Source organism: Streptomyces sp. NPDC032822 (assembly GCF_055578825.1).
In genome coordinates this window covers 198,083-222,923 of sequence record NZ_JBVIOL010000007.1, presented here as the reverse complement: position 1 = coordinate 222,923, position 24,841 = coordinate 198,083, and the positions used below count along the sequence as shown (strand labels likewise).

24 protein-coding genes and 1 tRNA gene are annotated in these 24,841 nt (G+C 70.9%); 12 read left to right on the top strand and 13 right to left on the bottom strand.

What is annotated here, in order from left to right; all coding sequences use genetic code 11:
• Window positions 1-223 precede the first annotated feature (223 nt).
• Window positions 224-297 (top strand) — tRNA-Met (locus tag ACZ5VD_RS21560).
• A 64-nt stretch (window positions 298-361) separates the two neighbouring features.
• On the opposite strand, the gene ACZ5VD_RS21555 is transcribed toward ACZ5VD_RS21560, so the two are convergent.
• From ACZ5VD_RS21555 to hisN, 6 genes are all read right to left on the bottom strand, one after another.
• Complete coding sequence (locus tag ACZ5VD_RS21555) at window positions 362-1,507, bottom strand: ABC transporter substrate-binding protein (protein WP_468682953.1); 1,146 nt, start codon at window positions 1,505-1,507, stop codon at window positions 362-364.
• Window positions 1,504-2,364, bottom strand: a complete 861-nt coding sequence (locus ACZ5VD_RS21550) for an ABC transporter permease (protein WP_468550949.1) — start codon at window positions 2,362-2,364, stop codon at window positions 1,504-1,506. The genes ACZ5VD_RS21555 and ACZ5VD_RS21550 overlap by 4 nt, the downstream gene beginning before the upstream one ends.
• Window positions 2,361-3,128: an ABC transporter ATP-binding protein gene (locus tag ACZ5VD_RS21545; RefSeq protein ID WP_468682952.1), complete on the bottom strand. Its 768-nt coding sequence runs from the start codon at window positions 3,126-3,128 to the stop codon at window positions 2,361-2,363. Before ACZ5VD_RS21545 ends, ACZ5VD_RS21550 begins: the two co-directional genes overlap by 4 nt.
• Window positions 3,129-3,321: 193 nt before the next feature.
• On the bottom strand, window positions 3,322-3,738 hold the full coding sequence (locus ACZ5VD_RS21540) for a Fur family transcriptional regulator (protein ID WP_468682951.1): 417 nt from the start codon (window positions 3,736-3,738) through the stop codon (window positions 3,322-3,324).
• A 125-nt stretch (window positions 3,739-3,863) separates the two neighbouring features.
• The gene (locus tag ACZ5VD_RS21535) at window positions 3,864-4,256 is read right to left on the bottom strand and encodes a CBS domain-containing protein (RefSeq protein ID WP_468550952.1); all 393 of its coding nucleotides are present in this window, start codon (window positions 4,254-4,256) and stop codon (window positions 3,864-3,866) included.
• Between the two features lie 167 nt (window positions 4,257-4,423).
• Window positions 4,424-5,224, bottom strand: coding sequence for a histidinol-phosphatase (hisN, locus tag ACZ5VD_RS21530; protein WP_468550953.1), 801 nt, complete (start codon window positions 5,222-5,224; stop codon window positions 4,424-4,426).
• Between the two features lie 259 nt (window positions 5,225-5,483).
• Between hisN and ACZ5VD_RS21525 the strand changes: the two genes are divergently transcribed.
• On the top strand, window positions 5,484-6,092 hold the full coding sequence (locus ACZ5VD_RS21525) for a TetR/AcrR family transcriptional regulator (RefSeq protein ID WP_468550954.1): 609 nt from the start codon (window positions 5,484-5,486) through the stop codon (window positions 6,090-6,092).
• 37 nt (window positions 6,093-6,129) lie between these two features.
• On the opposite strand, the gene ACZ5VD_RS21520 is transcribed toward ACZ5VD_RS21525, so the two are convergent.
• The 4 genes from ACZ5VD_RS21520 to ACZ5VD_RS21505 form a co-directional block, all read right to left on the bottom strand.
• Window positions 6,130-6,453 (bottom strand): DMT family transporter, encoded by a 324-nt coding sequence (locus ACZ5VD_RS21520; RefSeq protein WP_468550955.1) that lies wholly within the window; start codon window positions 6,451-6,453, stop codon window positions 6,130-6,132.
• A 158-nt stretch (window positions 6,454-6,611) separates the two neighbouring features.
• On the bottom strand, window positions 6,612-7,622 hold the full coding sequence (rsgA, locus tag ACZ5VD_RS21515) for a ribosome small subunit-dependent GTPase A (RefSeq protein ID WP_468550956.1): 1,011 nt from the start codon (window positions 7,620-7,622) through the stop codon (window positions 6,612-6,614).
• Window positions 7,623-7,634: 12 nt separating this feature from the next.
• Window positions 7,635-8,960 carry a 3-phosphoshikimate 1-carboxyvinyltransferase gene (gene aroA, locus ACZ5VD_RS21510; RefSeq protein ID WP_468550957.1) on the bottom strand — a complete coding sequence of 442 codons (1,326 nt, stop codon included), beginning with the start codon at window positions 8,958-8,960 and terminating at the stop codon, window positions 7,635-7,637.
• Window positions 8,961-9,095: 135 nt separating this feature from the next.
• Entirely contained in the window at window positions 9,096-9,818 is a 723-nt protein-coding gene (locus ACZ5VD_RS21505; RefSeq protein WP_468550958.1) for a M50 family metallopeptidase, read from the bottom strand.
• Between the two features lie 136 nt (window positions 9,819-9,954).
• On the opposite strand from ACZ5VD_RS21505, the gene ACZ5VD_RS21500 reads away from it, so the two are divergent.
• The 10 genes from ACZ5VD_RS21500 (at window position 9,955) to ACZ5VD_RS21455 (ending at window position 20,086) form a co-directional block, all read left to right on the top strand.
• Window positions 9,955-10,770, top strand: coding sequence for an SOS response-associated peptidase (locus tag ACZ5VD_RS21500; protein WP_468682950.1), 816 nt, complete (start codon window positions 9,955-9,957; stop codon window positions 10,768-10,770).
• A 1-nt stretch (window position 10,771) separates the two neighbouring features.
• Window positions 10,772-11,398: an alpha/beta hydrolase family protein gene (locus tag ACZ5VD_RS21495; protein ID WP_468682949.1), complete on the top strand. Its 627-nt coding sequence runs from the start codon at window positions 10,772-10,774 to the stop codon at window positions 11,396-11,398.
• 313 nt (window positions 11,399-11,711) lie between these two features.
• Window positions 11,712-12,398: an RNA polymerase sigma factor SigR gene (gene sigR, locus ACZ5VD_RS21490; protein WP_468682948.1), complete on the top strand. Its 687-nt coding sequence runs from the start codon at window positions 11,712-11,714 to the stop codon at window positions 12,396-12,398.
• Window positions 12,395-12,706 carry a mycothiol system anti-sigma-R factor gene (rsrA, locus tag ACZ5VD_RS21485; protein WP_468550962.1) on the top strand — a complete coding sequence of 104 codons (312 nt, stop codon included), beginning with the start codon at window positions 12,395-12,397 and terminating at the stop codon, window positions 12,704-12,706. The genes sigR and rsrA overlap by 4 nt, the downstream gene beginning before the upstream one ends.
• 129 nt (window positions 12,707-12,835) lie before the next feature.
• On the top strand, window positions 12,836-14,212 hold the full coding sequence (locus tag ACZ5VD_RS21480) for an HD-GYP domain-containing protein (protein WP_468550963.1): 1,377 nt from the start codon (window positions 12,836-12,838) through the stop codon (window positions 14,210-14,212).
• Window positions 14,209-15,456, top strand: coding sequence for an HD-GYP domain-containing protein (locus ACZ5VD_RS21475; protein ID WP_468550964.1), 1,248 nt, complete (start codon window positions 14,209-14,211; stop codon window positions 15,454-15,456). Before ACZ5VD_RS21480 ends, ACZ5VD_RS21475 begins: the two co-directional genes overlap by 4 nt.
• A gap of 104 nt (window positions 15,457-15,560) precedes the next feature.
• Window positions 15,561-16,541 (top strand): tetratricopeptide repeat protein, encoded by a 981-nt coding sequence (locus ACZ5VD_RS21470; protein WP_468550965.1) that lies wholly within the window; start codon window positions 15,561-15,563, stop codon window positions 16,539-16,541.
• Window positions 16,542-16,690: 149 nt separating this feature from the next.
• Window positions 16,691-17,341 carry a peptide deformylase gene (gene def / locus ACZ5VD_RS21465; protein WP_468550966.1) on the top strand — a complete coding sequence of 217 codons (651 nt, stop codon included), beginning with the start codon at window positions 16,691-16,693 and terminating at the stop codon, window positions 17,339-17,341.
• A 292-nt stretch (window positions 17,342-17,633) separates the two neighbouring features.
• A complete protein-coding gene (gene cyc1 / locus ACZ5VD_RS21460; protein WP_468683085.1) occupies window positions 17,634-18,719 on the top strand; it encodes an epi-isozizaene synthase in 1,086 nt (361 codons plus the stop codon).
• Window positions 18,716-20,086, top strand: coding sequence for a bifunctional albaflavenone monooxygenase/terpene synthase (locus ACZ5VD_RS21455; protein WP_468550968.1), 1,371 nt, complete (start codon window positions 18,716-18,718; stop codon window positions 20,084-20,086). Before cyc1 ends, ACZ5VD_RS21455 begins: the two co-directional genes overlap by 4 nt.
• Window positions 20,087-20,098: 12 nt before the next feature.
• On the opposite strand, the gene ACZ5VD_RS21450 is transcribed toward ACZ5VD_RS21455, so the two are convergent.
• The 3 genes from ACZ5VD_RS21450 to ACZ5VD_RS21440 form a co-directional block, all read right to left on the bottom strand.
• Complete coding sequence (locus ACZ5VD_RS21450) at window positions 20,099-21,064, bottom strand: GlxA family transcriptional regulator (protein WP_468682947.1); 966 nt, start codon at window positions 21,062-21,064, stop codon at window positions 20,099-20,101.
• A gap of 265 nt (window positions 21,065-21,329) precedes the next feature.
• Complete coding sequence (locus ACZ5VD_RS21445; protein WP_468550970.1) at window positions 21,330-22,343, bottom strand: ribonucleotide-diphosphate reductase subunit beta; 1,014 nt, start codon at window positions 22,341-22,343, stop codon at window positions 21,330-21,332.
• A complete protein-coding gene (locus ACZ5VD_RS21440) occupies window positions 22,343-24,763 on the bottom strand; it encodes a ribonucleoside-diphosphate reductase subunit alpha (protein WP_468682946.1) in 2,421 nt (806 codons plus the stop codon). Before ACZ5VD_RS21440 ends, ACZ5VD_RS21445 begins: the two co-directional genes overlap by 1 nt.
• Window positions 24,764-24,841: the final 78 nt, after the last annotated feature.

Sequence of the window (24,841 nt, the reverse complement as noted above, 5' to 3'; positions counted from 1 at the left end):
GCAGGGCTCCGTCGTGGTGCCCCGTTGGGACTGTGCGGCCCCAGGGTGGGGGTGTGGGCCTCGGGGTTCCTTGTGAGGGTTCTCTGCGTCCGGCTCCTGTGCTCCTGGGGCTGGGCGCGGGCCTGGTGTGGGCGCCGTTGTCGTGACTGTTCGTAGGGGGTTGAGCTGGGGGGATAGTGATTTGCTTCTGTTGGTGTTCTTGACGTAGTGTTGCATTCATCGACGCGGGGTGGAGCAGCTCGGTAGCTCGCTGGGCTCATAACCCAGAGGTCGCAGGTTCAAATCCTGTCCCCGCTACTGAAGGCCTAGGGTCGGAATCCAGAAATGGGTTCCGGCCCTAGGTTTATTTGGTGTTTGGTGTTTACCGGACGTGGCCTACCGCCTCCTCGTAGAGGGTTCTGGTCACCGTCTTCGACTCCGGTAGGGGCGCGCCCTCCGTGACGCCCTGGGCGCCGTACGCGGACTGGAGGCGGGTCGTGGTGCCGCCGCGGATCTCCCAGTCCATGCGGAGGGACGGGGTGGACCGGAGGGTTGCCTTGTCGGCCTTCAGGAGGGTCGCCAGATAGGTGACGAAGGCCGGGTCCTGCTTGTAGTCGGACGCGAAGTACGTGTTGATCGTGCGGATGTAGGCCCGGAGCAGCGCCACTCCCGCGTCCACGTCGTCGTTCAGCAGGCTGCGGCCGTAGAGCATGCCACCGAGGGGCTCGCCGAGGGGCTGGCCGCCCAGGAAGGCGTAGCCGGGCTCGCTGTCGACCTTGCGCCAGACCGGGTCGAGGAGCCAGGCGGAGTCGACGCCTCCGTTCTGCAGGGCGGTGAGGACGTCGGCGGAGCCCAGCTGGGCGTACTGGATCTTGTCGAGGCCGCCACCGTGTTTCTCCAGGGTCTTCTCCATGGGGTACGCGATCACGGAGCCCTTGCCGATCATCGTGCCCATCCTGCGCCCCGCCATGGCCACCCGGTCGGCGCTCTCGCCCTTCTTCAGCCGCACCCACAGTCCGCTCTTCGACGCCGGGTCGGGCGAGAAGTTGCCCGCGACCCACCTGATGTCGAAGCCGCCGCGGACGCCGTTCATGACGGCTGCCTCCGGGGCGGCCCACTGGGCATCGATGTCCCCCTTGGCCAGGAGGGGCAGCGCGTCCGGGGTGGGCAGCACCTTCAGGGTGACGTCCAGGCCCTCCTTCTTGAACTCGCCCTTGTCGAGCGCCACTTGGAGGGGGGCGACATACTCCGCGCTGAGGGTGCCCGTCGCGATCGTGAGTTTGCGGGTCTTGGTGAGAGGCTGCGGGGCAGGGGCGCCGGGTTGGCAGCGGGCCGGCACCCGGGTCGGCGAGAGGTCGGCGGGGTCGGTCCAGGACGTGTCGCCGCAGCCTTCCACGGCGCGGATCGTGCGGTGGTCCGCCGCCGAGTCCGGGGGCGAGCCCGAGTCCGACTCGTACGGCGACGAACAGGCCGCCGACGTGAGGAGTACGGCCGCCACCAGTGCGGCGGCGTACGGAGGTTGCTTCATGACTGTCCCCGTCCTCGGTCTCTCGGAGCCCACGGGGTGAGCAACCTGCCGACGATCCGTACCAGTTCGGAGAAGAGCACGCCCAGGACGGCGACGCAGACGATGCCGACGAACATCACGTCGTTCTGGAACAGCGCGCGCGAGTCGAAGATCAGGTGGCCCAGGCCGTTCGTCGCCGCGATCTGCTCCGAGGCGACGATCACCAGGACCGCCACGCCCGCCGCTATCCGGGCGCCCACCAGGACGGCGGGGAGGGACGCCGGGAGCAGAACGTGGCGGAACATCTGCCAGGGGGATGCGCCGAAGACCCGGCCCGCGTCGCGGTGGCCGGTGGGGACGGCGATCACCGCCGACATGGTCGAGATCCACACGAAGAAGAAGACGGTCGCCGCGACCAGCGCCACCTGCGGGCCCTCGCCCAGGCCGAACATGTTCAGGAAGATCGGGAGCAGGGCCAGCTTGGGGACCACGTACAGGGCGTCGAGGAGGGGTTCCAGGGCGGCTCGGACCAGGGAGAGGGAGCCCATCAGGAGGCCGAGCGCGTAGCCCGCCGCGGTGCCGATCGCGTAGCCGGCCAGTACGCGTTTGAGGGTGGCCCACACGTCCGGCCACAGGTCGCCGGCCGCCGCGCGGTCCCAGCCGTCGGCGAGGATCGTGGACGGGGCCGGGTAGACGCGGTCGTCGATCCAGGCCTGGGCGGCGGCCAGTTGCCAGAGGAGGACCAGGAGGAGGGGGACGGCGACCGCGAGGGTCAGTTCCAGGGCGCGCCGACGGCGGTGGGTGCGTACGGGATGCAGTTCCCGGGGGCCGGGGCGGCGGACGAGGAGCGAGGTCCTGCTCGGGGTGATCGTCGTCATGTCGGCAGCGCCTCCTTTCTGAGGAGGTCCCACAGGTCGCTCTTGAGGGAGGTGAACTCGGGCGTGGAGCGGATGTCGCCGGTGCGCGGGCGCGGGAACGGCGGACGGTGTTCGGCGATGATCCGGCCCGGGCGGGCGGACATCACCAGGACGCGGTCGCCGAGGACGATCGCCTCCTCCAGGCTGTGGGTGACGAAGAGGGTGGTGGTGCGGGTGGTCTGGGTGAGCTCCAGCAGCTCCTCCTGGAGGATCATGCGGAGTTGGGCGTCCAGGGCGGCGAGCGGCTCATCCATGAGGAGGAGTTCGGGCTCGACGGCGAGCGCGCGGGCAATCGCCACGCGCTGACGCATGCCACCGGAGAGAGCCGCCGGGTAGGCGTGTGCGAAGTCGGCGAGGCCCATGCGGGTCAGCCACTCGTCGGCGCGGGCGTTCGCCTCACGGCGTGGGACGCGCTGGATGTCGAGCCCGAAGCGGACGTTCGCGCGGACCGTCTTCCAGTCGTAGATGCCGTAGTCCTGGAAGATCATGGCCGCGGGGCGGGGGCTGCCGGTGCGGATCTCCAGGCGGCCCGTGCTCGGGCGGAGCAGGCCCGCCGCGATGCGCAGGAGCGTGGACTTGCCGCAGCCCGACGGGCCCACGAGACAGACGAACTCGCCGGGGGCGACGGTGACATCGACGGGGCCGAGGGCGTCGACGGCGTGGGGTGCGCGGCCGAAGACGCGGGTCAGCTCGGTGGCGTGGAGTTTTGGGTGCGGGTCTCCCACGGTTGCTCCTCGCGGAGTTCGGTACGGAGTGGGGTGTGCCGCACGACGATATGACGGTCCGTCAGATACGGGAAGGGTGCGGGGAGGGTGTGGGAGGCCCGCGGCGCGAGGGTGGGGAGGGCGCCGGGAGGCCGTGCGCGGCAGAAGGCCCCGGCATCCGTCGATGCCGGGGCCTTCTGGGGAGACGTGGGGGCTACGCCGCCGCGCAGTTCGGGCACACGCCCCGGTACGTCACCTCGACGTCCGAGACGGTGAAGCCGAAGCGCTCCGAGTCGGGGAGGTCGGCCAGCGGGTTGCCGCCGGGGTGGACGTCCCGGATGGTGCCGCACCCGGCGCAGACCAGGTGGTGGTGCGGCTGGTGCGCGTTCGGGTCGTAGCGCTTGGCGCGCTTGTCCGTGGCGACTTCGAGGACCTCGCCGAGGATGACCAGCTCGCCCAGCGTGTTGTAGACGGTGGCCCGGGAGATCTCGGGCAGCTTGGCGACGGCTCGGGAGTGGACCTCGTCGGCCGTCAGATGGACGTGTTCGCCGTCGAGCACCTCGGCCACGACGCGTCGCTGCGCGGTCATCCGCCATCCGCGTCCGCGCAGCCGTTCCAGAAGGTCACTCATGTGAGCCAGCTTAACAGCAAGGTGACCAGATCCCGAACAGGTGTGAAGTTGGACCAGGTCTCGACTTGGATGATGTCGGGCAGGCGGGCCGGGTCGCCCTGGAGGGGCCCGGCCCGCCCGCGCGCTCAGGCCGGTACGTGCTGCCGGGCCGGTGCCCAGCAGCCGATGATGTCGCGGACCGAGACGATGCCGACGGGCTCGTCGCGGTCCAGGACGATGAGGTGGCGGAAGCCGCCGTGTGCCATGGCCTGGGCCGCCTCCTCCAGGGTCCAGGTCGGGGTGGCGAACACGACGTCGGTCGTGGTGTGGGCGTGGACGGGTTCCGTGTCCGGGCTCTGGCCCAGGCCCACGGAGTTGAGGACGTCCCGTTCGGTGAGGATGCCGATGCCACCGGCGTCGGGGTCGTGGACGACCGCCGCGCCGACTCTGCGGGCGGACATCAGGGCGGCTGCCTGGCGGAGGGTGTGGGCGGGGCCGATGGTGAGGACCACCGTGCTCATGGCGTCGCGGACCAGCATGGGTTCCGAGTCACCTCCTAGGAACCGCCGTTGGTTCAACGGTTCACAAGTTCACAAATGAGGGTGTCCTCAGAGTGGCAGGCAAAGCGGAGGTCAACAAGGGGGCGCGTGCGGCCGATTGAGGGCGTGCGCGCTCATCTGTGCTTGCCGGTGGCGCCCCTTGCCCGTCAGTAGCGTTCGTTGAGGTAGCCCAGGAACTCGTCGTGCAGCAGGCCGTTGGACGCGGCCGCGTTGCCGCTGTGCGGGCCGGGGTGGCCGTCGAGGCCGGTGAAGGTGCCGCCGGACTCCGTCACGACGATCGCGGTGGCGGCCATGTCCCAGAGGGAGAGCTCCGGTTCCGCGCAGATGTCGATCGAGCCCTCGGCGACCATCATGTACGGCCAGAAGTCGCCGTACGCGCGCGTGCGCCACACCTCGCGGGTCAGGTCCAGGAAGCCGCCCAGGCGGCCCTGGTCCTCCCAGCCGGTGAGCGAGGAGTACGCGAAGGAGGCGTCGGAGAGCTTCCCGACACGGGAGACGTGCAGGCGGGTCGCGGAGGAGAGGCTGCGCCCGGAGTAGGCGCCGTGGCCCTTCGCGGCCCACCAGCGGCGGTTGAGCGCGGGGGCGGAGACGACGCCGACGACGGGCTGGAAGCCGCCCTCGCCCGCCTCCATGAGGGAGATCAGGGTGGCCCAGACGGGCACCCCGCGTACGTAGTTCTTGGTGCCGTCGATCGGGTCGACGACCCAGCGGCGGGGGCCGGTGCCCTCCATGCCGTACTCCTCGCCCAGGATCGCGTCCCGGGGGCGGGCGCGTTGGAGCTGACCGCGGATGAGTTCCTCCGCGGCCTTGTCCGCTTCACTGACCGGTGTCATGTCCGGCTTCGTCTCGACCTTGAGGTCGAGGGCCTTGAAGCGGGCCATGGTCGCCGCGTCCGCCGCGTCCGCGAGGACATGGGCAAGACGGAGGTCGTCGAGGTAATCGGGCATGTAGCGAACGCTATCTGCACGTGGTGGCGGGGGCTACAGGGGGCCTGGGTGGGTGCGGCGCCGGGTGTCCGCCGGGCGCCCAGCGGCGAGCGGGGCGGTGCCGGGGACCGGGCGGGGGCGGGTGTGGTGGCAGGGCGCGGGGCGGGTGTGGCGGCGGGGCGCGGGTGCCGCGCGCCCTCGCATGCTCTCGCGAACCCTTGACAGTGACTCCGTGCGCGTCAAATCTGGGCGCAGAGCCGATCCCCCCAGGGAGGCGACGATGCCTGCAGCGCGGGAATCCCTGCTGGACGCCGCTTACACGGCGCTGGCGCGCCGGCCTTGGTCGGCTGTGCGGATGGTGGACGTGGCCGCGGCGGCCGGGGTGTCGCGCCAGACGCTGTACAACGAGTTCGGGAGCAAGGAAGGGCTGGCCCGGGCGCTGGTCCGGCGGGAGGCGGACGGGTACCTCACCGGCGTCGAGCGCGCGCTGGCCGGGCACGGCGACGCGCGGGACCGGCTGACCGCCACCGCCGAGTGGACCGCGTCGACGGCCCGGGAGAACGCGCTCGTACGGGCCATGCTCACCGGCTGCTGGAGCGAGCGGCTGCCCTCACCGACCCTGTCGGCGGTGCCGTCCGTCTCCGCCGTGCCGGCGCAGCGCCGCGCGGACGGACCGCTGCCGTCACCCGGCGACTTCGTGGCCCTGGTGCGGGACCGGGCGGTGACCGTTCTCTCCGGGCCCGGCACCCTCAAGTCGGAGGCCCTCGAACTGACCCGCTCCTGCGAACTCGTCGTCCGTCTCGCCCTGTCCTGTGTGGCGGCCCCGCCCGGCGAGGGCGGCATCGCGGATCTCGTCCGCAGCGCGCTCCAGCGGCAGTTGGCGTACTGACCGCCGGTGCCGGGGCCGGTGGGACGAGCCGCTCGGGTCAGTGCGACGAGCCCGACAGCTGGAGGCCGATCACGCCGATGATCACCAGGCTGATCGAGACGATCTTCAGGGTGGAGACCAGGTCGTCGAGGAAGATCATTCCGTAGATCGCCGTCCCCGCCGCGCCGATGCCCGTCCAGACGGCGTACGCCGGACCGACGTCGAGCTTCTTCAGCGCCAGGGTCAGCAGACCGAAACTGCCGAGCGCGAAGACGCAGAACGCGATGGTCGGCCAGAGTCTGGTGAAGCCGTGCGACAGCTTCAGACAGACGGCGAAACCGGTCTCCAGCAACCCGGCCACGACGACCAGCAGCCACGCCATGTGCTGTCCTCCCGTAGGTCCACGTGTCCCAGCGCTTGGTGACCGCTTCATCAGGCTGTGGTCAGGCCTGGATCCGGCTCGGTGCGATTATGCCCTTACCGGACGGGCACGGGGACAAACAACGCGGAGGTCAGCCGCCACTTCCGCGGCCGTCTTCCTCAGTCGCCCTCCTTGCGCTCCCTCGTGGACAGCAGCCGGCGCAGCGAGTACAGCCGGGCCGGGTCCGCGTGCCCCTCCGCCACCCACGCGTCCAGCGCGCAGTCCGGCTCGTCGTGACCGCACGCGCGCGGGCAGCCTTCGGTTCCCGGGACCAGGTCGGGGAACGCGAGGATCACGCGGGAGGGGTCCACGTGGTGCAGGCCGAACGACCGCAGGCCCGGGGTGTCGATCACCCAGCCCGCGTCCCCCGCCAGGGGAAGCGCCAGGGCCGACGTGGTGGTGTGGCGACCGCGCCCCGTCACCGCGTTCACATGGCCGGTCACCCGGCGGCGGTCCTGCGGTACCAGCGCGTTGACCAGGGTCGTCTTGCCGACGCCCGAGTGGCCGACGAAGGCGGTGATCTTGCCGTCGAGCTGTTCGCGTACGCGGTCCGCCGCGTTGCCGTTCTCCAGTTCCTCGCGGCTGGTGACGACGTGCGGGATGTCCAGGTGGCCGTACAGCTCCAGCAGTTTGTCGGGCTGGGCCAGGTCCGACTTGGTCAGGACCAGGAGAGGGGTCAGGCCGCCGTCGAACGCGGCCACCAGACAGCGGTCGATCAGACGGGGGCGGGGCTCGGGGTCGGCGAGGGCGGTGACGATGGCGAGTTGGTCGGCGTTGGCGACGACCACCCGCTCGAACGGGTCGTCGTCGTCCGCCGTGCGGCGCAGGACCGAGGTGCGCGGCGCGATGCGGACGATGCGGGCCAGGGTGTCCTTCTGGCCGGAGAGGTCGCCGACGATGGCCACCCGGTCGCCGACCACCGCGGCCTTGCGGCCCAGTTCGCGGGCCTTCATCGCCATCACGATCCGGTCGTCGACCAGGCAGGTCAGACGGCCCCGGTCGACGGTGAGGACCATGCCCTCGACCGCTTCCTCGTGCTTGGGGCGGGTGTGCGTACGCGGCCGGTTGCCCTTGCGGTTGGGGCGGGAGCGGATGTCGTCCTCGTCGGTGTGCTTGCCGTAGCGGCGCATGGCGTGAGTCCCCTACGCCCCATCGCTCCCGAGCATCCCGGTCCACAGGTCGGGGAAGTCCGGGAGGGTCTTCGCCGTCGTCGCCACGTTCTCGATCTGCACGCCCGGCACCGCGAGGCCGATGATCGCGCCGGCCGTCGCCATGCGGTGGTCCTCGTAGGTGTGGAAGATCCCGTCGTGCAGCCGGCGCGGACGGATGTGCAGGCCGTCGGCGGTCTCCGTCACGTCACCGCCGAGTTCGTTGATCTCCTTGGTGAGCGCGGCCAGCCGGTCCGTCTCGTGCAGCCGCAGATGGGACACGCCCCGCAGGGTGGAGGGGGAGTCCGCGAGGGCCGCGACCGCCGCGATGCCCGGGGTCAGCTCGCCGACCTCGCTCAGGTCGACATCGATGCCGTGGATCGCACCCGAACCGGTGAACACCAGGCCGTACTCGGTGAGTTCGCAGGAACCACCCATCTCGGTGAAGATCTCGCGCAGCCGGTCACCGGGCTGGGTGGTGCGGGCCGGCCAGTCCGGTACGACGACCTTGCCGCCGGTCACCAGGGCCGCCGCCAGGAACGGCTGGGCGTTCGACAGGTCCGGCTCGATCGTCAGGTCCCGGCCGAGCAGCGCGCCCGGCGTGACCCGCCAGACGTTCGGCTCGCCGCCCGACTCCGGGGTGTCCACCTGCGCGCCGACCGAGCGCAGCATGTCGACGGTCATCCGGATGTGCGGCATGGACGGCAGCGCCGAGCCGGTGTGCCGGACCTCGACACCCTGGTTGAAACGCGGCCCGGACAGCAGCAGGGCCGACACGAACTGGGAGGACGAGGACGCGTCGATCTCGACGGTGCCGCCGTCCAGCGCGCCCCCGCCGTGGACCGTCAGCGGCAGCGCGCCGCGGCCGTCGTCGTCGATGCGGGCGCCGAGGACGCGCAGCGCGTCGATCACGCCGTGCAGGGGGCGCTCGTAGGACCGCGGGTCGCCGTCGAAGCGGATGGCGCCGTCGGCGAGCGCGGCGACCGGCGGCAGGAAGCGCATCACCGTGCCGGCGTTGCCGACGTCGACCGTCGCCGGGCCGTGCAGGCCGGTGGGGAGCACGCGCCAGGCCTCGCCGGAGCCGTCCGGGCCCACGCCCTCCTCGATGGCGACGCCCATCGCGCGCAGCGCCCCGGCCATCAGCAGGGTGTCGCGGGAGCGGAGGGGACGGCGCAGCCAGCCCGGTTCGGAGGCGAGGGCGGCGAGGACGAGGGCGCGGTTGGTGACCGACTTCGAACCCGGCACGTGGACCGTCGCGTCGACGGCTCCGCTTGCGTGCGGGGCGGGCCAGAGGGCGGTGTGCGCGGGGTTCGGGGCCATAGGGCCACTTTATAGGGCCGCCGCACAAGGACACCGTGGTCGGGTGCGGAGCCGTCGGGGCTGGTCGCGGCCCGTGGCGGGGCCGCGGATCGCTACGGCCCCGCGCCCCCGGACGCCCGCCCCCCGGGGGGTGCGTCATCCCTCCAGGAGCCAGCGTCCTCCGCCTATCAGCGAGCACAGCGACACTGCGTGGAACAGGAACAGCCACAGGCCCGCCGGCACGTGTGTCAGCCGTGACAGCTGGTCCGCGTCGGAGTCGCCCGCCCCGCCCCTCGACCGCTTCGCCTGCAACTCGAAAGCGGGACGCACGCCCCCGAGGAGCAGGAACCAGACCACCGCGTACGCGAACGCCGCCTGGACCTGTGGCCCCGCGAGCCAGGACACCACCACGAAGGTGCCGCCGCTGACGAGGACCGTGAGGGCGCCGTACGCGTTGCGGATCATCACCAGCATCGCGACCAGCAGGATCGTCGCCAGCCACAGCAGGGCGGTGATGTGGCCGGCGCCCAGCAGGGCGGCGCCGCCGAGGCCCAGGAGCGGGGGCGCGGTGTAGCCGGACGCGGCGGTGAGGATCATGCCGATGCCGTGCGGCTTGCCGCGGCTGACGGTGAGGCCGCTGGTGTCGGAGTGCAGACGTATGCCGGTGAGGGTGCGGCCGGTGAGCAGCGCGACCAGACCGTGGCCGCCCTCGTGGGCGATGGTGATGGCGTTGCGCGCGACGCGCCACAGGACGTGCGGGACGACCACGGCGACCGCGGCGGCGAGGGTCGCGATCACCACCCACAGATCGGGATCGGGCTGACTGCCGAAGATCTCGTCCCAGAGGGACGCGAGCGAGTCGGATGCGGTGATGTGCATTGTCGGCCGTGGCTCCCGTGGGTGTCGTGGGGAAAAACTGGTGGGGAACGTGTGGGGAAACAGACGCGGTCGGTGCGGAGCGCCGTCGTCGAGGGGTGGTGGTCGGGCGGCGGGTGGGCCTGGCAGTCTGGCACGTATGTGCGGACGGTATGCAGCGAGTCGTAGCCCCGAGGATCTCGCGGGAATCTTTGAGGTCGAGCAGTGGGAGCCCGAGGAGACCTTGGCGCCCGATTTCAACGTGGCCCCCACCAAGGAGGTCTACGCCGTCCTGGACCGCCCTCTCAAGGACGCGGACGAGCCGCGGCCGGTTCGACAGCTGCGCAGGCTCAAGTGGGGGCTGGTCCCGTCCTGGTCGAAGACCCCCGAGGGCGGCGCCCGGATGATCAACGCCCGCGCGGAGACCGTCCACGAGAAGCCGTCGTTCCGCCGGGCCTTCGCCACCCGGCGCTGTGTCATCCCCGCCGACGGCTACTACGAGTGGGTCACCGGCACCCAGGAGCGGGACCTGGAGGTCGAGGGGAAGAAGAAACGGCCGCGCAAGCAGCCGTACTTCGTGCTCCCCGCCGACGCGTCGGTGTTCGCGATGGCCGGGGTGTACGAGTTCTGGCGGGACAGGACCCTGCCCGACGACCACCCGCAGGCCTGGTGGGTGACGTGCTCGGTCATCACCACGGAGGCGGAGACCACCCCGCTGGCCGTCGCCCCGGCGGACGGGCCGCACGCGCTCGCCGACATCCACCCGCGGATGCCCCTGATGCTGACGCCGGACCGCTGGGACAGCTGGCTCGACCCGTCCCGCACGGACCCCGACGACCTGCGGGAGCTGCTGGCCCCGCCGCCGGCCGGGCTGCTGCGCGCGTACCCCGTCTCCACGGCCGTCAGCAATGTCCGCAACAACGGACCGGAGCTGCTGAAGGAGCTGGAGGGACCCGAAGAGGGCACACTCTTCTGATGTGACAGAGATCATCGACACCGATGCCGGTCCCGCCCGCATCACCTGGCACCCGGCGCCGAAGCCCCGGTACGTGCTCGCCCTCGGCCACGGCGCCGGCGGTGGCATCGAGGCACGCGACCTTCGGGAACTCGCCCGGGTCCTCCCGGAGCACGAGGTGACCGTCGCCCTCGTGGAGCAGCCCTGGCGGGTGGCCGGGAAGAGGCTCGCACCCGCGCCGAAGACCCTCGACCTCGGCTGGCGGGGCGTGTGGCCCGCCCTCGCCGAGCCCGGCCTCCCGGTGATCTCCGGCGGTCGCAGCGCCGGCGCCCGGGTCGCCTGCCGTACGGCCGTCGAACTGGGTGCCCACGCCGTCCTCGCGCTCGGTTTTCCGTTGCACCCGCCGGGCCGGCCCGAGAAGTCACGCGCCGACGAGCTGCTCGGCGCCGGGGTGCCCACGCTCGTCGTGCAGGGTGGCAACGACCCGTTCGGCAAGCCGGAGGAGTTTCCCGAGGGGACGTACGGGCTGATCGAGGTGCCCTGCGGCGATCACGGCTTCGCCGTGCCGAAGCGGGCGCCCCTGGACCAGTACCAGGCGCTGGAGATCATCACCGACGGGGTGGCGCGGTGGGCCGGGTCACTCGGGTAAAGGCCCGGGAATGTTGCGGAGCGGACCTCTGTTGTGCGGGACAGAAGTGCTGAGGGAAAAGGCACCGACGCCGTAGTGAGAGGAAGTCCGCCGCATGGGTTCGACCATCTGCCCGCCCGTCTCCCACCGCCACCCTGTGGACGGGCTGCGCCCGGCAGAGTCCGTTTCGAGCCGCGGCGGCCGTGCCGACCTGGACTGGACGGTGCTGCACGCGGCCAAGACCGGCCCTATTCGGGCGGCGGGCGGACCGGATCGTGTTCTATCCTCCGATTCTGGTGGGTCCGGTTTCGGGCCTGCCCGGAATCTTGAGGAGGTGGGTCCGGTTCCCGGTACCGACGCAGGGACCGAACACGGCCAGGCGGAGCAGCCCGAGGGCCAGGGCAGCGCGGGTGCGGAGTCGACCGCGGAGCGCAGCGCGCGCTTCGAGCGGGACGCGCTCGAGTTCCTCGACCAGATGTACTCGGCGGCGCTGCGCATGACCCGCAATCCCGCCGACGCCGAGGATCTGGTGCAGGAGACGTACGCGAAGGCGTACGCGTCCTTCCACCAGTTCCGTGAGGGCACCAACCTCAAGGCGTGGCTGTACCGCATCCTCACCAACACCTTCATCAACTCGTACCGCAAGAAGCAGCGCGAACCCCAGCGCTCGGCGGCCGAGGAGATCGAGGACTGGCAGCTCGCGCGCGCCGAGTCGCACATGTCGACCGGTCTGCGTTCCGCGGAGTCGCAGGCGCTCGACCATCTGCCCGACTCGGACGTGAAAGCGGCGCTGCAGGCGATCCCCGAGGAATTCCGTATCGCGGTCTATCTCGCCGACGTAGAGGGCTTTGCGTACAAGGAGATCGCGGACATCATGGGGACACCCATCGGTACGGTGATGTCCCGGCTGCACCGGGGCCGCCGTCAACTGCGCGGCATGCTGGAGGACTACGCCCGTGAGCGGGGGCTGGTCCCGGCCGGTGCCGCAGAGTCGAACGAAGCGAAAGGCTCGGGCTCATGAGCTGCGGAGAGCCGCACGAGACGGACTGCAGTGAAGTACTCGATCATCTCTACGAGTTCCTCGACCGGGAGATGCCGGACTCGGACTGCACCAAGTTCGAGGTCCACTTCGAGGAGTGCTCGCCGTGCCTGGAGAAGTACGGGCTGGAGCAGGCCGTGAAGAAGCTGGTCAAGCGCTGCTGCGGGCAGGACGACGTGCCGACCGACCTGCGCTCCAAGGTGATGGGGCGGATCGACCTGATCCGCTCCGGGCAGGCCGTGCCCGAGCATGACGTGACGGCGAGCCCGGCCACCCCGCAGGAGTCCTGAACTCCCGCCCGGGAACGGGCAGTCGTCACCCGAACGTGCTAATCCGCGGGTAATCGACCCGCGGGCTCCCTCCCGCCGCCCTAGGCTCCCGGACGCTGGACAGTCATGTCCGAGTCCGGGGGAGGGCGTATGGAGGCGATTCCGGCACGGGCCCGTGTCTATGTGGCCTGTGCGGTTCTCGGCGCCGTCTGCTGTCTGCTCCCGCTGCCCACCGTGCGGACGCCCTGGTGGGCGGTGCTCCTGCTCGCCGCGCTCTACGCGTGCGGTGAGCGGGTCGCCGCCCGGTGGCGTTTCGCCGGGACGTTCTACCCCGTTTTGCTCGCCGGTGCCTTTCTGCTGCCCCCGCCCGCCGCCGCCCTGGTGGCGCTGCCGGGGGCCCTGCTGTCCCGGGTCGAGCAGCGGCCCGGCTGGCCCCGCCGGATCTGGCGGGCCGCCCAGCTCGCCGTCGGCGTCTGGGTGGCCGCGCGTGTGCACTGGGCGCTGGGCGGGCGGGACGCCGTCGTCGCCTCCGACTTCCCGTACGCGCTCGCCCCCGCCGGGGCCGCGGTGCTCGCGTTCTGCCTGGTGCTGACCGCGCTGGACGCCGGGATCCTGGCGCTCGCGGTGGGGGCACCGCCCGCGCCTTCGGGGCAGCGGGGGAGGGTGCCGCTGCCCCGGGCCTGGCGCGGTCTGTTCGTACGGTCGCTCGCTCCCGTCGTCGTGCACGGCCTCGCCGGGCTGATGATGGCCGTCCTCTGGCGCAGCCCGTACGGGCCCGTCGCCGCCCTCCTCGTGCTGCTGCCGATGGGTGTGTCCTGGTGGGTGTTCGCCCAGTACCACCGGGAACGGGCCGCCCACCAGGCGACGATCCGGGCGCTCGTGCAGGCCGTCGACATCAAGGACGGCTACACGCGCGGGCACAGCGAGCGGGTCGGGCAGGCGTCGATGATGATCGCCCGCGAACTGGGCATGCCCGACGAGCGCGTCGAGGTCCTGCGGTTCGCCGGGATCCTGCACGACGTCGGGAAGCTGGGCGTGCCCACGCGCCTGCTGCGCAAGGACGGGCCGCTCACCGCCGAGGAGCGGCGGATCATCGAACTGCATCCGGAGTACGGACACGAGATCGTGCGGGGCATCTCCTTCCTCGGGGAGGCCCGGGGGGCGGTGCTGCACCATCACGAACGGCTGGACGGCAGCGGGTACCCGTACGGCCTGGTCGGCGGGCAGATCCCGGAGCCCGCCCGGGTGGTGGCGGTCGCGGACGCCTTCGACGCGATGACGTCGACCCGTTCCTACCGCCGGGCCCGGCCGGTCGCCGCGGCGCTGGCGGAACTGGAGCGCTGCGCGGGCACCCAGTTCGACCCACGGATGGTCGAAGCCCTGGTCCGGGCGCTGGGCCGAGAGGGGTGCCCCCGATCGGGCGAGGCCGGGAGCGAGGGAGGCTGGCGCCCCGCGGTGACCGCCGACGAGGCCCACCCGCCGCGGCCCCGCTCCGCGGCCCCCAGCAGGCCGGAAGCGCACCGATGAGCCCCCGCCGCCCGCCCGTGCTCCTCGCCCTCGTCCACACCGCCGCCGCCCTCCTCGCCGGCCTCTCCCTCGCCATCACCCTCTGGACCGGTATCGACGGACGGGGCATCGCCCTCGCCTTCGGGGTCCTGGTCACCGTCGGCGAGCTGAGCCGGTGGACCGGGGCCCGGGTCCGGGAGGCCGCGCCGCTCGGAGCCGCCGGGGCGCTGTCGTACGCCCTGCTCGGGGCGGACGCCGGGGAGCCGACGCAGCAGGGGGTGCCCCAGGTCGTCACCGTCGTCCTCGCCGCCTCCCTCCTCGGCAGCGTGCCGCACCTCGCGCGCGGGCGGCGCGGGACGCCCGACCATCTCGCCCGGCGGATCCTCACCGTCGGATTCGCCGCCGTCTGCTTCCAACCCCTCTACCACCAGGGCGTGTTCAGCCGCTGGGGCGGTCCCGCGTACGCCCTGCTGCTGCTCGCGCTGCTGGCCCTCACCGCGCTGTGCGACACCGTGCTCGCCGCCGCGCTGGCGCACTCCCGCACCCGGTGGCCCTTCGGCCCGCTGCTGCGGGACGAGCTGCGGGCGCTGCTGGGCATCGGGTCCGCCGTCTGTGCGACGGGGGCGGTGATGGCGCTCGCGGTCGCCGTGGTGGGCCTGTGGGCACTGCCGGTGTTCTCGCTGCCGCTGCTGCTCACCCAGCTGTCCTTCCGGCGGTACGCGGCCGTCCGGGCCACCTACCGGCAGACCATCGCCTCCCTCGCCCGGGCCACCGAGATCGCCGGGTACACCCCGGCCGGGCACGCCCGCCGGGTCGCCGCGCTCGGCGAGGCCGTCGGCCGGGACCTGGGGCTCAGCGAGCGGGAGCTGACCGTGTTGGAGTACGCCGCCCTGATGCACGACATCGGGCAGCTGAGCCTCGTCGATCCGGTGCCGGCGGGTGCCACGGCCGTCCTGCCCGCCCAGGAACAGCGCCGTATCGCGCTGCTCGGCGGGGCCGTCGTACGGCAGACGGGGGTGGACGCGCAGGTGGCGATGGTGGTGGAGCGGCAGGCCGATCCGTGGCGGGAGCAGCCGGTGGCCGCGCGGGTCGTCCGGGCCGTGAACGCATACGAGGAGAAGACCCGGGAAGCAGGTCCCGGCGGGCCCCTCAAGGCACTGGAGGAGCTGCGGCTGGGGATCGCGGAGGAGTACGCGCCCGAGGTCGTGGAGGCGCTGGCCCGCGTCCTGTCACGGGACTGTCTGACCCTGCCCGTGGCTGGGTAACCCATGGGTAATGAGCGCCCTCCCAGCCGCACGTGGTTGGATGCGAAGAAGAGGGTGTCCGGGGGCACAGCCAGCCCACTGAACGGAACTGGCAGGCGGGAATCGTGAGGATCTTCGGCAAGGGACGGCACCGGCCCTCCGCCTCCTGGCGGCAGGCCACCGACCGTGCGTTCACGCTGATCGGGGACGGTCGGTACGAGGACGCGGGAGCGCTGCTGACCCGCGCCGCCGACCTGGAGCCCTGGCTGTCCGAGTCCTGGTTCAACCTCGCCCTGCTGCACAAGTTCCGGCACGACTGGGAGCAGGCCCGGGCGGCCGGCCTGCGGGCCGTGGCCCTGCTCGACCGGGAGACCGGCGCACCTGACTGGTGGAACGTCGGCATCGCGGCCACCGCCCTCCAGGACTGGCCGCTGGCGCGGCGGTCCTGGCAGGCGTACGGGCTGCGGGTGCCGGGCGGTGCCACCGCCGCCGGTGAGCCGGTCGGCATGGACCTCGGCAGCGCTGCCGTACGGCTCTCCCCGGAGGGGGAGGCCGAGGTGGTGTGGGGGCGCCGGCTGGACCCCGCGCGGATCGAGGTGCTGTCCATTCCGCTGCCGTCGTCCGGGCGGCGCTGGGGCGAGGTCGTCCTGCACGACGGGGTGCCGCACGGCGAGCGGACCACCACCGCCGGGCACTCCTACCCGGTGTTCGACGAGATCGAGCTGTGGGCGCCGTCGCCGGTGCCGACCTGGGTCGTGCTGCTGGAGGCCGCCACGGAGGCCGACCGGGACGCGCTGGAGCAGCTGGCGGCCGATGCCGGGTTCGCCGCGGAGGACTGGTCCTCGTCGGTGCGGTTGCTGTGCCGGATGTGCTCGGAGTCGCGGATGCCCTCGGACGAGGGTGACGGGGAGCATCTCGATCCGCACGATCACAGTGAGCCGGGGCATCCCGGGCCGCTGGGGCACCGGACGGACGGGCAGTTGTGGGTGCCGGAGCGGGAGTGCGGGGTGGCCGCGCCGGCCGCGCTGGTGCGGGGGTTGCTGGACGGGTGGGTGGCGGACAGCCCGGATTCCCGTGACTGGCGGGATCTGGAAGAGGTCTGTTAGGTCGTCCTTCGGCTGCCGGTCCGCTGTGGCTGGTCGCGCCCACGCGGCGGAGCCGCGTCCCGGACACGGCCCCGCGCCCTGCAGGGCGCGCTCCCCTTACCCTGTCTCAAGCATTCACCCCTGTTCTTCTAGGAAGGCGTACGTCGGTCATGGCGCAGCAGGACACCGATCAGCAGCACGTGGGCGTGCTCCCCGTGGATGACGAGGGCTTCGTCGTCGACACCGAGGAGCCGGAGGAGCGCGAGAGCGCCTGGCGTGAGCGCGGCACCTCGCGGCCGATCACGGTGGTCGGGAACCCGGTGCTGCACAAGGAGTGCCGGGACGTCACCGACTTCGGCGCGGAGCTGGGGCAGCTGGTGGCGGACATGTTCGCCTCGCAGCGGACCGCCGAGGGCGTGGGCCTGGCCGCCAACCAGATCGGCGTCGACCTGAAGGTCTTCGTGTACGACTGCATGGACGACGAGGGCAGGCGGCACGTCGGTGTCGTCTGCAACCCGGTCCTCGTCGACCTGCCCGCCGACAGGCGCCGGCTGGACGACAGCAACGAGGGCTGTCTGTCGGTGCCCACCGCGTACGCGCCGCTGGCCCGCCCGGACTACGCCGAGGTGACCGGCCAGGACGAGCAGGGCAACCCCGTCAGGCTGCGCGGCACCGGCTACTTCGCTCGGTGTTTGCAGCACGAGACCGATCACCTGTACGGGTACCTCTACATCGACCGGCTCTCCAAGCGCGAGCGCAAGGACGCCTTGCGGCAGATGGCCGAGAACGAGCCCCGCTACGCCGTGGTCGCCAACGACTGAGTGCTTCCGGGCCCCACAACTCCCGTACGTACGGCGCCTGATCAGGAGAACCTTCCCGATCAGGCGCCGTTCGTCTGTGCGTCGTACATTCGATCGTTTGTGCTCGCCCGGTGATCCAGAACCAGTCACAGAGGGGGAGGATCTCAGCACACTGGGGTAGTGAATGGAGCAAATCCGTTCCCAGAACGGTCAGTTGTAGGGCTGAATGGGAAGTGCGGGGATACGCAACGGCGCACGCCCGGCACAGCGGGAGGGGTGTGTGCGCCAACTGGCGGCTGGAAGGGGTTTGTTCGTGCCTGCTTTCCCACACAGCACCACATCGACACCGGTGGCGATCGCGGTTCCACCATCGCTCTCTCTCCCGGTGGTCGAGGCAGCGTTTCCCAGGCAACTGCATCCGTATTGGCCCAGGCTCCAGGAGAGGACCCGTACCTGGCTCCTGGAAAAAAGGCTCATGCCGGCGGACAAGGTGGCAGAATATGCCGATGGACTTTGCTACACCGACCTCATGGCCGGGTACTACATCGGCGCCCCCGACGAGGTCCTCCAGGCGATAGCGGACTACAGCGCCTGGTTCTTCGTCTGGGACGACCGCCACGACCGGGACATCGTGCACCGCCGTCCGGCGGCCTGGCGCCGGCTCCGGTTCCGCCTGCACGCGGCGCTCGACTCCCCACGGAACCATCTGCACCACAAGGACACGCTGGTCGCCGGGTTCGCGGACAGCGTGCTGCGCCTGTACTCGTTCCTGCCGCAGACCTGGAACGCCCGGTTCGCCCGGCACTTCCACGAAGTGATCGAGGCGTACGACCGGGAATTCCGCAATCGCACCGAAGGAATCGTCCCCACCGTCGAGGAATACCTCGCGCTGCGGCGGCTCACCTTCGCGCACTGGATATGGACCGATCTGCTGGAGCCGACCGCGGGATGTGAACTCCCGGACGGTGTGAGGAAAAACCCGGCCTATCGGCGGGCGGCGTTGCTCAGTCAGGAGTTCGCCGCCTGGTACAACGACCTCTGCTCGCTCCCCAAGGAAATAGCGGGAGACGAGGTCCACAACCTCGGAATCAGCCTCATCACACACGAGGGGCTGACCCTGGAGGAAGCGGTCACCGAAGTCAGGCGACGCGTCGAGGGCTGCGTGGCCGAATTCCTCGACGCCGAGAAGGAAGCGTTACGTTTCGCCGAGAAACTCGACGACGGAACGGTACGTGGAAAAGAACTGAGCACCGCCGTGCGGGCCTGTGTCGGCAATATGCGGAACTGGTTCAGCACCGTCTACTGGTTCCACCACGAGTCCGGCCGTTACATGGTCGACAGCTGGGACGACCGGTCCACGCCCCCGTACGTCAACAACGAAGCGGCAGGTGAGAAATGACCGTCGAATCCGTCAGGCCCGCGGCCCCCCAGGTGCGGGAGCCGCACGAACCGCCTCTGGCCGGCGGGGGTGTCCCGCTCCTCGGCCACGGCTGGAAGCTGGCGCGCGATCCGCTCCGCTTCATGTCCGGACTGCGCGAGCACGGCGACGTCGTACGGCTGAGGCTCGGCCCCAAGACGGTGTACGCCGTCACCACCCCGGCCCTCACCGGAGCGATGGCGCTGAGCACCGACTTCATCATCGCCGGTCCGCTGTGGGAGTCCCTGGAGGGCCTGCTCGGCAAGGAGGGCGTGGCCACCGCCAACGGGCCCCTGCACCGGCGCCAACGGCGCACCATCCAGCCCGCGTTCCGCCTCGACGCCATCCCCGCCTACGGCCCGATCATGGAGGAGGAGGCGCATGCGCTGGCGGAGCGCTGGCAGTCCGGCGAGACCGTCGACTGCACCTCCGAGTCCTTCCGGATCGCGGTGCGCATCGCGGCCCGTTGTCTGCTGCGCGGCGACTTCATGGACGAGCGGGCCGAGCGGCTGTGCGTCGCCCTCGCCACCGTCTTCCGGGGTATGTACCGGCGGATGGTGATACCCGCCGGACCGCTGTACCGGCTGCCGCTCCCGGCCAATCGCCAATTCAACCGCGCGCTGGCCGATTTGCATCTCCTCGTCGACGAGATCGTCGCCGAGCGGAGGGCATCTGGTCAAAAGCCGGACGATTTGCTGACGGCATTGCTGGAGGCGAAGGACGACAATGGCGAGCCCATCGGGGAACAGGAGATCCACGACCAGGTCGTCGCCATCCTCACGCCCGGAAGCGAAACCGTCGCATCCACGATCATGTGGCTGCTCCAGGTCCTCGCGGAACACCCGGAACACGCGGACAGGGTGTGCGCGGAAGTCGAATCCGTCACAGGCGGACGCCCGGTGGCATTCGAGGACGTCCGGTCTCTCGGGCACACGAACAATGTCGTCGTCGAAGCCATGCGTTTGCGGCCCGCCGTGTGGATATTGACGCGGCGGGCGGTGCGGGACACCGAACTCGGTGGCTGCCGCATTCCGGCCGGTGCCGACATCGTGTACAGCCCGTACGCGATCCAGCGCGACGGGCGGTCCTACGCGGACAACCTGGCCTTCGACCCCGACCGCTGGCTGCCGGACCGGGCCAAGGACGTGCCGAAACACGCCATGAGCCCGTTCAGCACGGGCAACCGCAAGTGCCCGAGCGACCACTTCTCGATGGCCCAGCTGACGCTCATCACGGCGGCGCTGTCCACGAAGTACCGCTTCGAGCAGGTGTCCGGATCCGACGACACGACCCGGGTGGGTATCACGCTGCGCCCGCAGCGGCTGCTGCTGAAACCGGTTCCCCGGTGAGCGGCTGAGAGGTCAGGCCGCCTCGGGGCCCCGGAAGGTGCGCCGGTAGGCGTTCGGGGTGGTGCCCACCGCACGGACGAACTGGTGACGCAGCGCTGCCGCGTTGCCGAACCCCGTTCGGCCGGCGATCGCGTCCACCGTCTCGTCGGTCGCCTCCAGCAACCGCTGGGCCTGCAGCACCCGTTGGCGCAGGATCCAGCGGTAGGGAGTCGTCCCCGTCTCCTGCTGGAAGCGGCGGGCGAAGGTGCGCGGTGACATGTGGGCGCGGTCGGCGAGCTGCTCGACGGTGACCTCCTCGTCGAGGTGCTGCTCCATCCAGACCAGCACCTCGCCGACGGTGTCGCACTCCGAGCGGGGCAACGGCCGCTCGATGTACTGGGCCTGTCCGCCGTCCCGGTGCGGCGGTACGACCATCCGCCGGGCGATCCGGTTGGCGACCTCGGGTCCCTGCTCCTTGCGCACGATGTGCAGACAGGCGTCGATGCCGGCCGCGGTGCCGGCCGAGGTGATCACCGGGTCCTCGTCGACGTACAGCACGTCCGGCTCGACGATCGCCCGGGGGTGCTGGCGGGACAGTTCCGCGGCATGCCGCCAGTGCACACTGCAGCGCCGGCCGTCCAGCAGTCCGGCGGCGCCGAGCACGAACGCGCCGGAGCAGACGCTGAGCACCCGGGCACCGCGGTCGACGGCCCCGACCAGGGCGTCGAGCAGCTCGGGAGGGTAGCGGCGGGTCACGTACTCGCTGCCGGCGGGTACGGCGATCAGGTCCGCCTCCGTCAGCCGGTCGAGGCCGTACGGCGTGCCGACGGTGAGTCCGCCGACGTGGGTGTTCAGCGAGGGGCCCTCCGCCGAGACGACCGCGAAGTCATAGGTCGGCAGGCCCTCGTCGCTGCGGTCGATGCCGAAGACCTCGCAGACCACGCCGAGTTCGAAGGGATGCACGCCGTCGAGCAGGACGGCGGCCACGTTGGTGAGCATGCTGCCAGTGTGCCTCGGAAGTGGCAGTAAATCGAGGGCCTACGGCAGTCCTGCCACTGTTGGTAAGGAGTCTCCGGAGCGACAGTAGTGACATGACTTCAGCGCAGACAGAAGGACTGATCGGAATGCTCACCGTCCTCGGAATCCTCGCCCTCCTGGTCCTCCCGTCAGTGATCGGGATCGTCCACGACAGGCGTGTCGACCGTCAGATCAGGGAGGCCCAGAAGGGCAGGGCGGGCCGCGAGGCCCGGGAGGATCACGAGGCTCAGAAGTCCTCGTCCAGGTCCACGGTGCCCTCCACCGCGACCTGGTACGCGGACGGACGCCGCTCGAAGAAGTTGGTCAGCTCCTGAACCCCCTGCAGCTCCATGAAGGAGAAGGGGTTCTCCGAACCGTAGATCGGGGCGAACCCGAGGCGCGTCAGCCGCTGGTCGGCGACGCACTCCAGGTACTGCCGCATGGACTCGGTGTTCATCCCCGGCAGGCCCTCACCGCACAGATCCCGCCCGAACTGCAGCTCCGCCTCGACGGCCTCCTTCAGCATGTCGGTGACCTGCTGCTGAAGAAGGTCGTCGAACAGCTCCGGCTCCTCCTTGCGGACGGTGTCGACCACCTCGAAGGCGAAGCTCATGTGCATGGTCTCGTCACGGAACACCCAGTTGGTGCCGGTGGCGAGGCCGTGCAGCAGACCCCGGCTGCGGAACCAGTAGACGTACGCGAAGGCGCCGTAGAAGAACAGGCCCTCGATGCACGCGGCGAAGCAGATCAGGTTGAGGAGGAAACGGCGGCGGTCGGCCTGCGTCTGCAGACTGTCCAGCTTCTCGACCTCGTTGATCCACTTGAAGCAGAACTCCGCCTTCTCGCGGATGGAGGGGATGTTCTCCACCGCGTCGAAGGCCGCCGACCGGTCCTCCGGGTCGGGGAGATAGGTGTCCAGGAGCGTCAGATAGAACTGGACGTGGACGGCCTCCTCGAACAGCTGGCGCGACAGATACAGGCGCGCCTCCGGGGAGTTGATGTGCTTGTACAGCGTCAGCACGAGGTTGTTCGCCACGATCGAGTCGCCCGTCGCGAAGAACGCGACCAGCCGGCCGATCATGTGCTGCTCGCCCTCGGACAGCTTCGCCAGGTCGGAGACGTCCGAGTGGAGGTCGACCTCCTCGACGGTCCAGGTGTTCTTGATCGCGTCCCGGTAGCGCTCGTAGAAGTCCGGGTAGCGCATCGGGCGGAGGGTCAGCTCGAAGCCCGGGTCGAGAAGGTTCTTGGCTTCGCTGGTCATTACTGGCAGGCCTCGCAGGACTCGGGGTTCTCAAGGGAGCAGGCGACGGCCTCGGGGTCGACGGCCTGCTGTACCGGGAGGGTGTTCTCGGGCTGGGCCTGGGCCTGTGCGGCACGGGCGATCCGGGTCGCCGGGCGCGAGCGCAGGTAGTACGTCGTCTTCAGGCCCGACTTCCAGGCGTACGCGTACATCGAGGAGAGCTTGCCGATGGTCGGCGTCTCCAGGAACAGGTTCAGGGACTGGGACTGGTCGAGGTAGGGGGTCCTGGCCGCCGCCATGTCGATCAGGCCGCGCTGCGGGATCTCCCACGCCGTGCGGTACAACGCCCGTACGTCCTCGGGGATCCAGGCGAAGCCCTGCACCGAACCGCCCGACTCGCGCAGCGCCTCACGGCTGCGGGAGTCCCAGACGCCCAGCGCCTTCAGCTCCTTCACCAGGTACGAGTTGACCTGGAGGAACTCGCCGGACAGCGTCTCCCGCTTGAACAGGTTGGACACCTGCGGCTCGATGCACTCGTACACGCCGGCGATCGACGCGATGGTGGCGGTCGGGGCGATGGCGAGCAGCAGCGAGTTGCGCAGGCCCGTCGAGGCGATCCGGGTCCGCAGTGCCGCCCAGCGCTCGGGCCAGGTCTGCTCGACGCCGTAGTGGTCGGGGTGCAGCACACCCCTGGCGGTACGCGTCTTCTCCCAGGCCGGCAGCGGGCCGTTGCGCTCGGCGAGGTCGGCGGAGGCCTCGTAGGCGGCGAGCATGATGCGCTCGGCGATCCGTGTGGACAGTGCCTTCGCCTCGGGCGAGTCGAAGGGCAGCCGCAGCTGGAAGAAGACGTCCTGGAGGCCCATCGCGCCCAGGCCCACCGGGCGCCACTTGGCGTTGGAACGGCCGGCCTGCTCGGTCGGGTAGAAGTTGATGTCGACGACCCGGTCGAGGAAGGTGACGGCCGTGCGGACCGTCTCGTCCAGGCGCTCCCAGTCGATGTCCCGGCGAATCGGGTCCACGAAGGCGCCGAGGTTCACCGACCCCAGGTTGCAGACCGCGGTCTCCCCGTCGTCCGTGACCTCCAGGATCTCCGTGCAGAGGTTGGAGGAGTGCACGACGTGCCCCGGCTCGGCCGTCTGGTTGGCGGTGCGGTTGGCGGCGTCCTTGAAGGTCATCCAGCCGTTGCCGGTCTGCGCGAGGGTGCGCATCATGCGGCCGTACAGGTCGCGGGCCGGGATCGTCTTCTTCGCGAGCCCCTCGGCCTCCGCCTTGCGGTACGCCGCGTCGAACTCCTCGCCCCACAGGTCGACCAGTTCGGGCACGTCGGCGGGCGAGAACAGCGACCACGGCGCGTCGGCGTTCACCCGGCGCATGAACTCGTCCGGGATCCAGTGCGCGAGGTTCAGGTTGTGCGTACGCCGGGCGTCCTCACCGGTGTTGTCGCGCAGCTCCAGGAACTCCTCGATGTCGGAGTGCCAGGTCTCCAGGTAGACCGCCGCCGCGCCCTTGCGCCGGCCGCCCTGGTTCACGGCGGCGACCGAGGCGTCGAGGGTCTTCAGGAACGGCACGATGCCGTTGGAGTGCCCGTTGGTGCCGCGGATCAGCGAACCGCGGGAGCGGACGCGGGAGTACGCGATGCCGATGCCGCCGGCGTGCTTGGAGAGCCGGGCGACCTGGTGGTAGCGGCCGTAGATGGAGTCCAGCTCGTCCAGCGGGGAGTCGAGGAGGTAGCAGGACGACATCTGGGGGTGCCGGGTGCCGGAGTTGAAGAGGGTGGGGGAGGAGGGGAGGTAGTCGAGGCGGCTCATGAGCCGGTACAGGGCCGCGACCTCGTCCAGGGCGCGGGTGCTGTCGTCCTCGGCCAGACCGCACGCCACCCGCAGCATGAAGTACTGGGGCGTCTCGATCACCCGCCGGGTGATGGGGTGCCGGAGCAGATAGCGGCTGTGCAGCGTGCGCAGACCGAAGTACCCGAAGCGGTCGTCCGCCTGCCGGTCGACCAGCGTGTCCAGGCGTGCGGCGTGGACCCGCGCGAACTCGGCCGTACGGTCCGCGATGAGACCCTCGCCGTGGCCCACCACGACCGACTCCGTGAAGGACGTGACGCCCTGGGAGGCGGCCTCGGCGCGGATGCTGATCGTCAGCAGGCGGGCCGCGAGCCGCGAGTAGGCGGGGTCCTCGGAGATCAGGCCGGCGGCGGCCTCGGTGGCCAGCTCGCGCAGCTCCGACTCGTCCGCCCGCGCGGACCGGCCGCGCAGCGCGGCGGCGGCGACCCGGCCGGGGTCGGCGTCGGGGAGGTCGGCGGTCAGCTCGGTCAGGGTCCGCAGCAACGCGGTTCCGGGACCGTCGGTCCCCGCCTCGATGGCCTGGACGACCTCGGCGACCTCGACGGCGTCGATCGTCTCGACGACTGAAGCCGGGTCTGCTGGCGCGATGGTCACGTGGGGCTCTCCCTCGCTCGGCACGGGGGGCCTCAAGGAGGGCAGGGGGCAGCGCACGACCGCACACGGCGTCGCGTC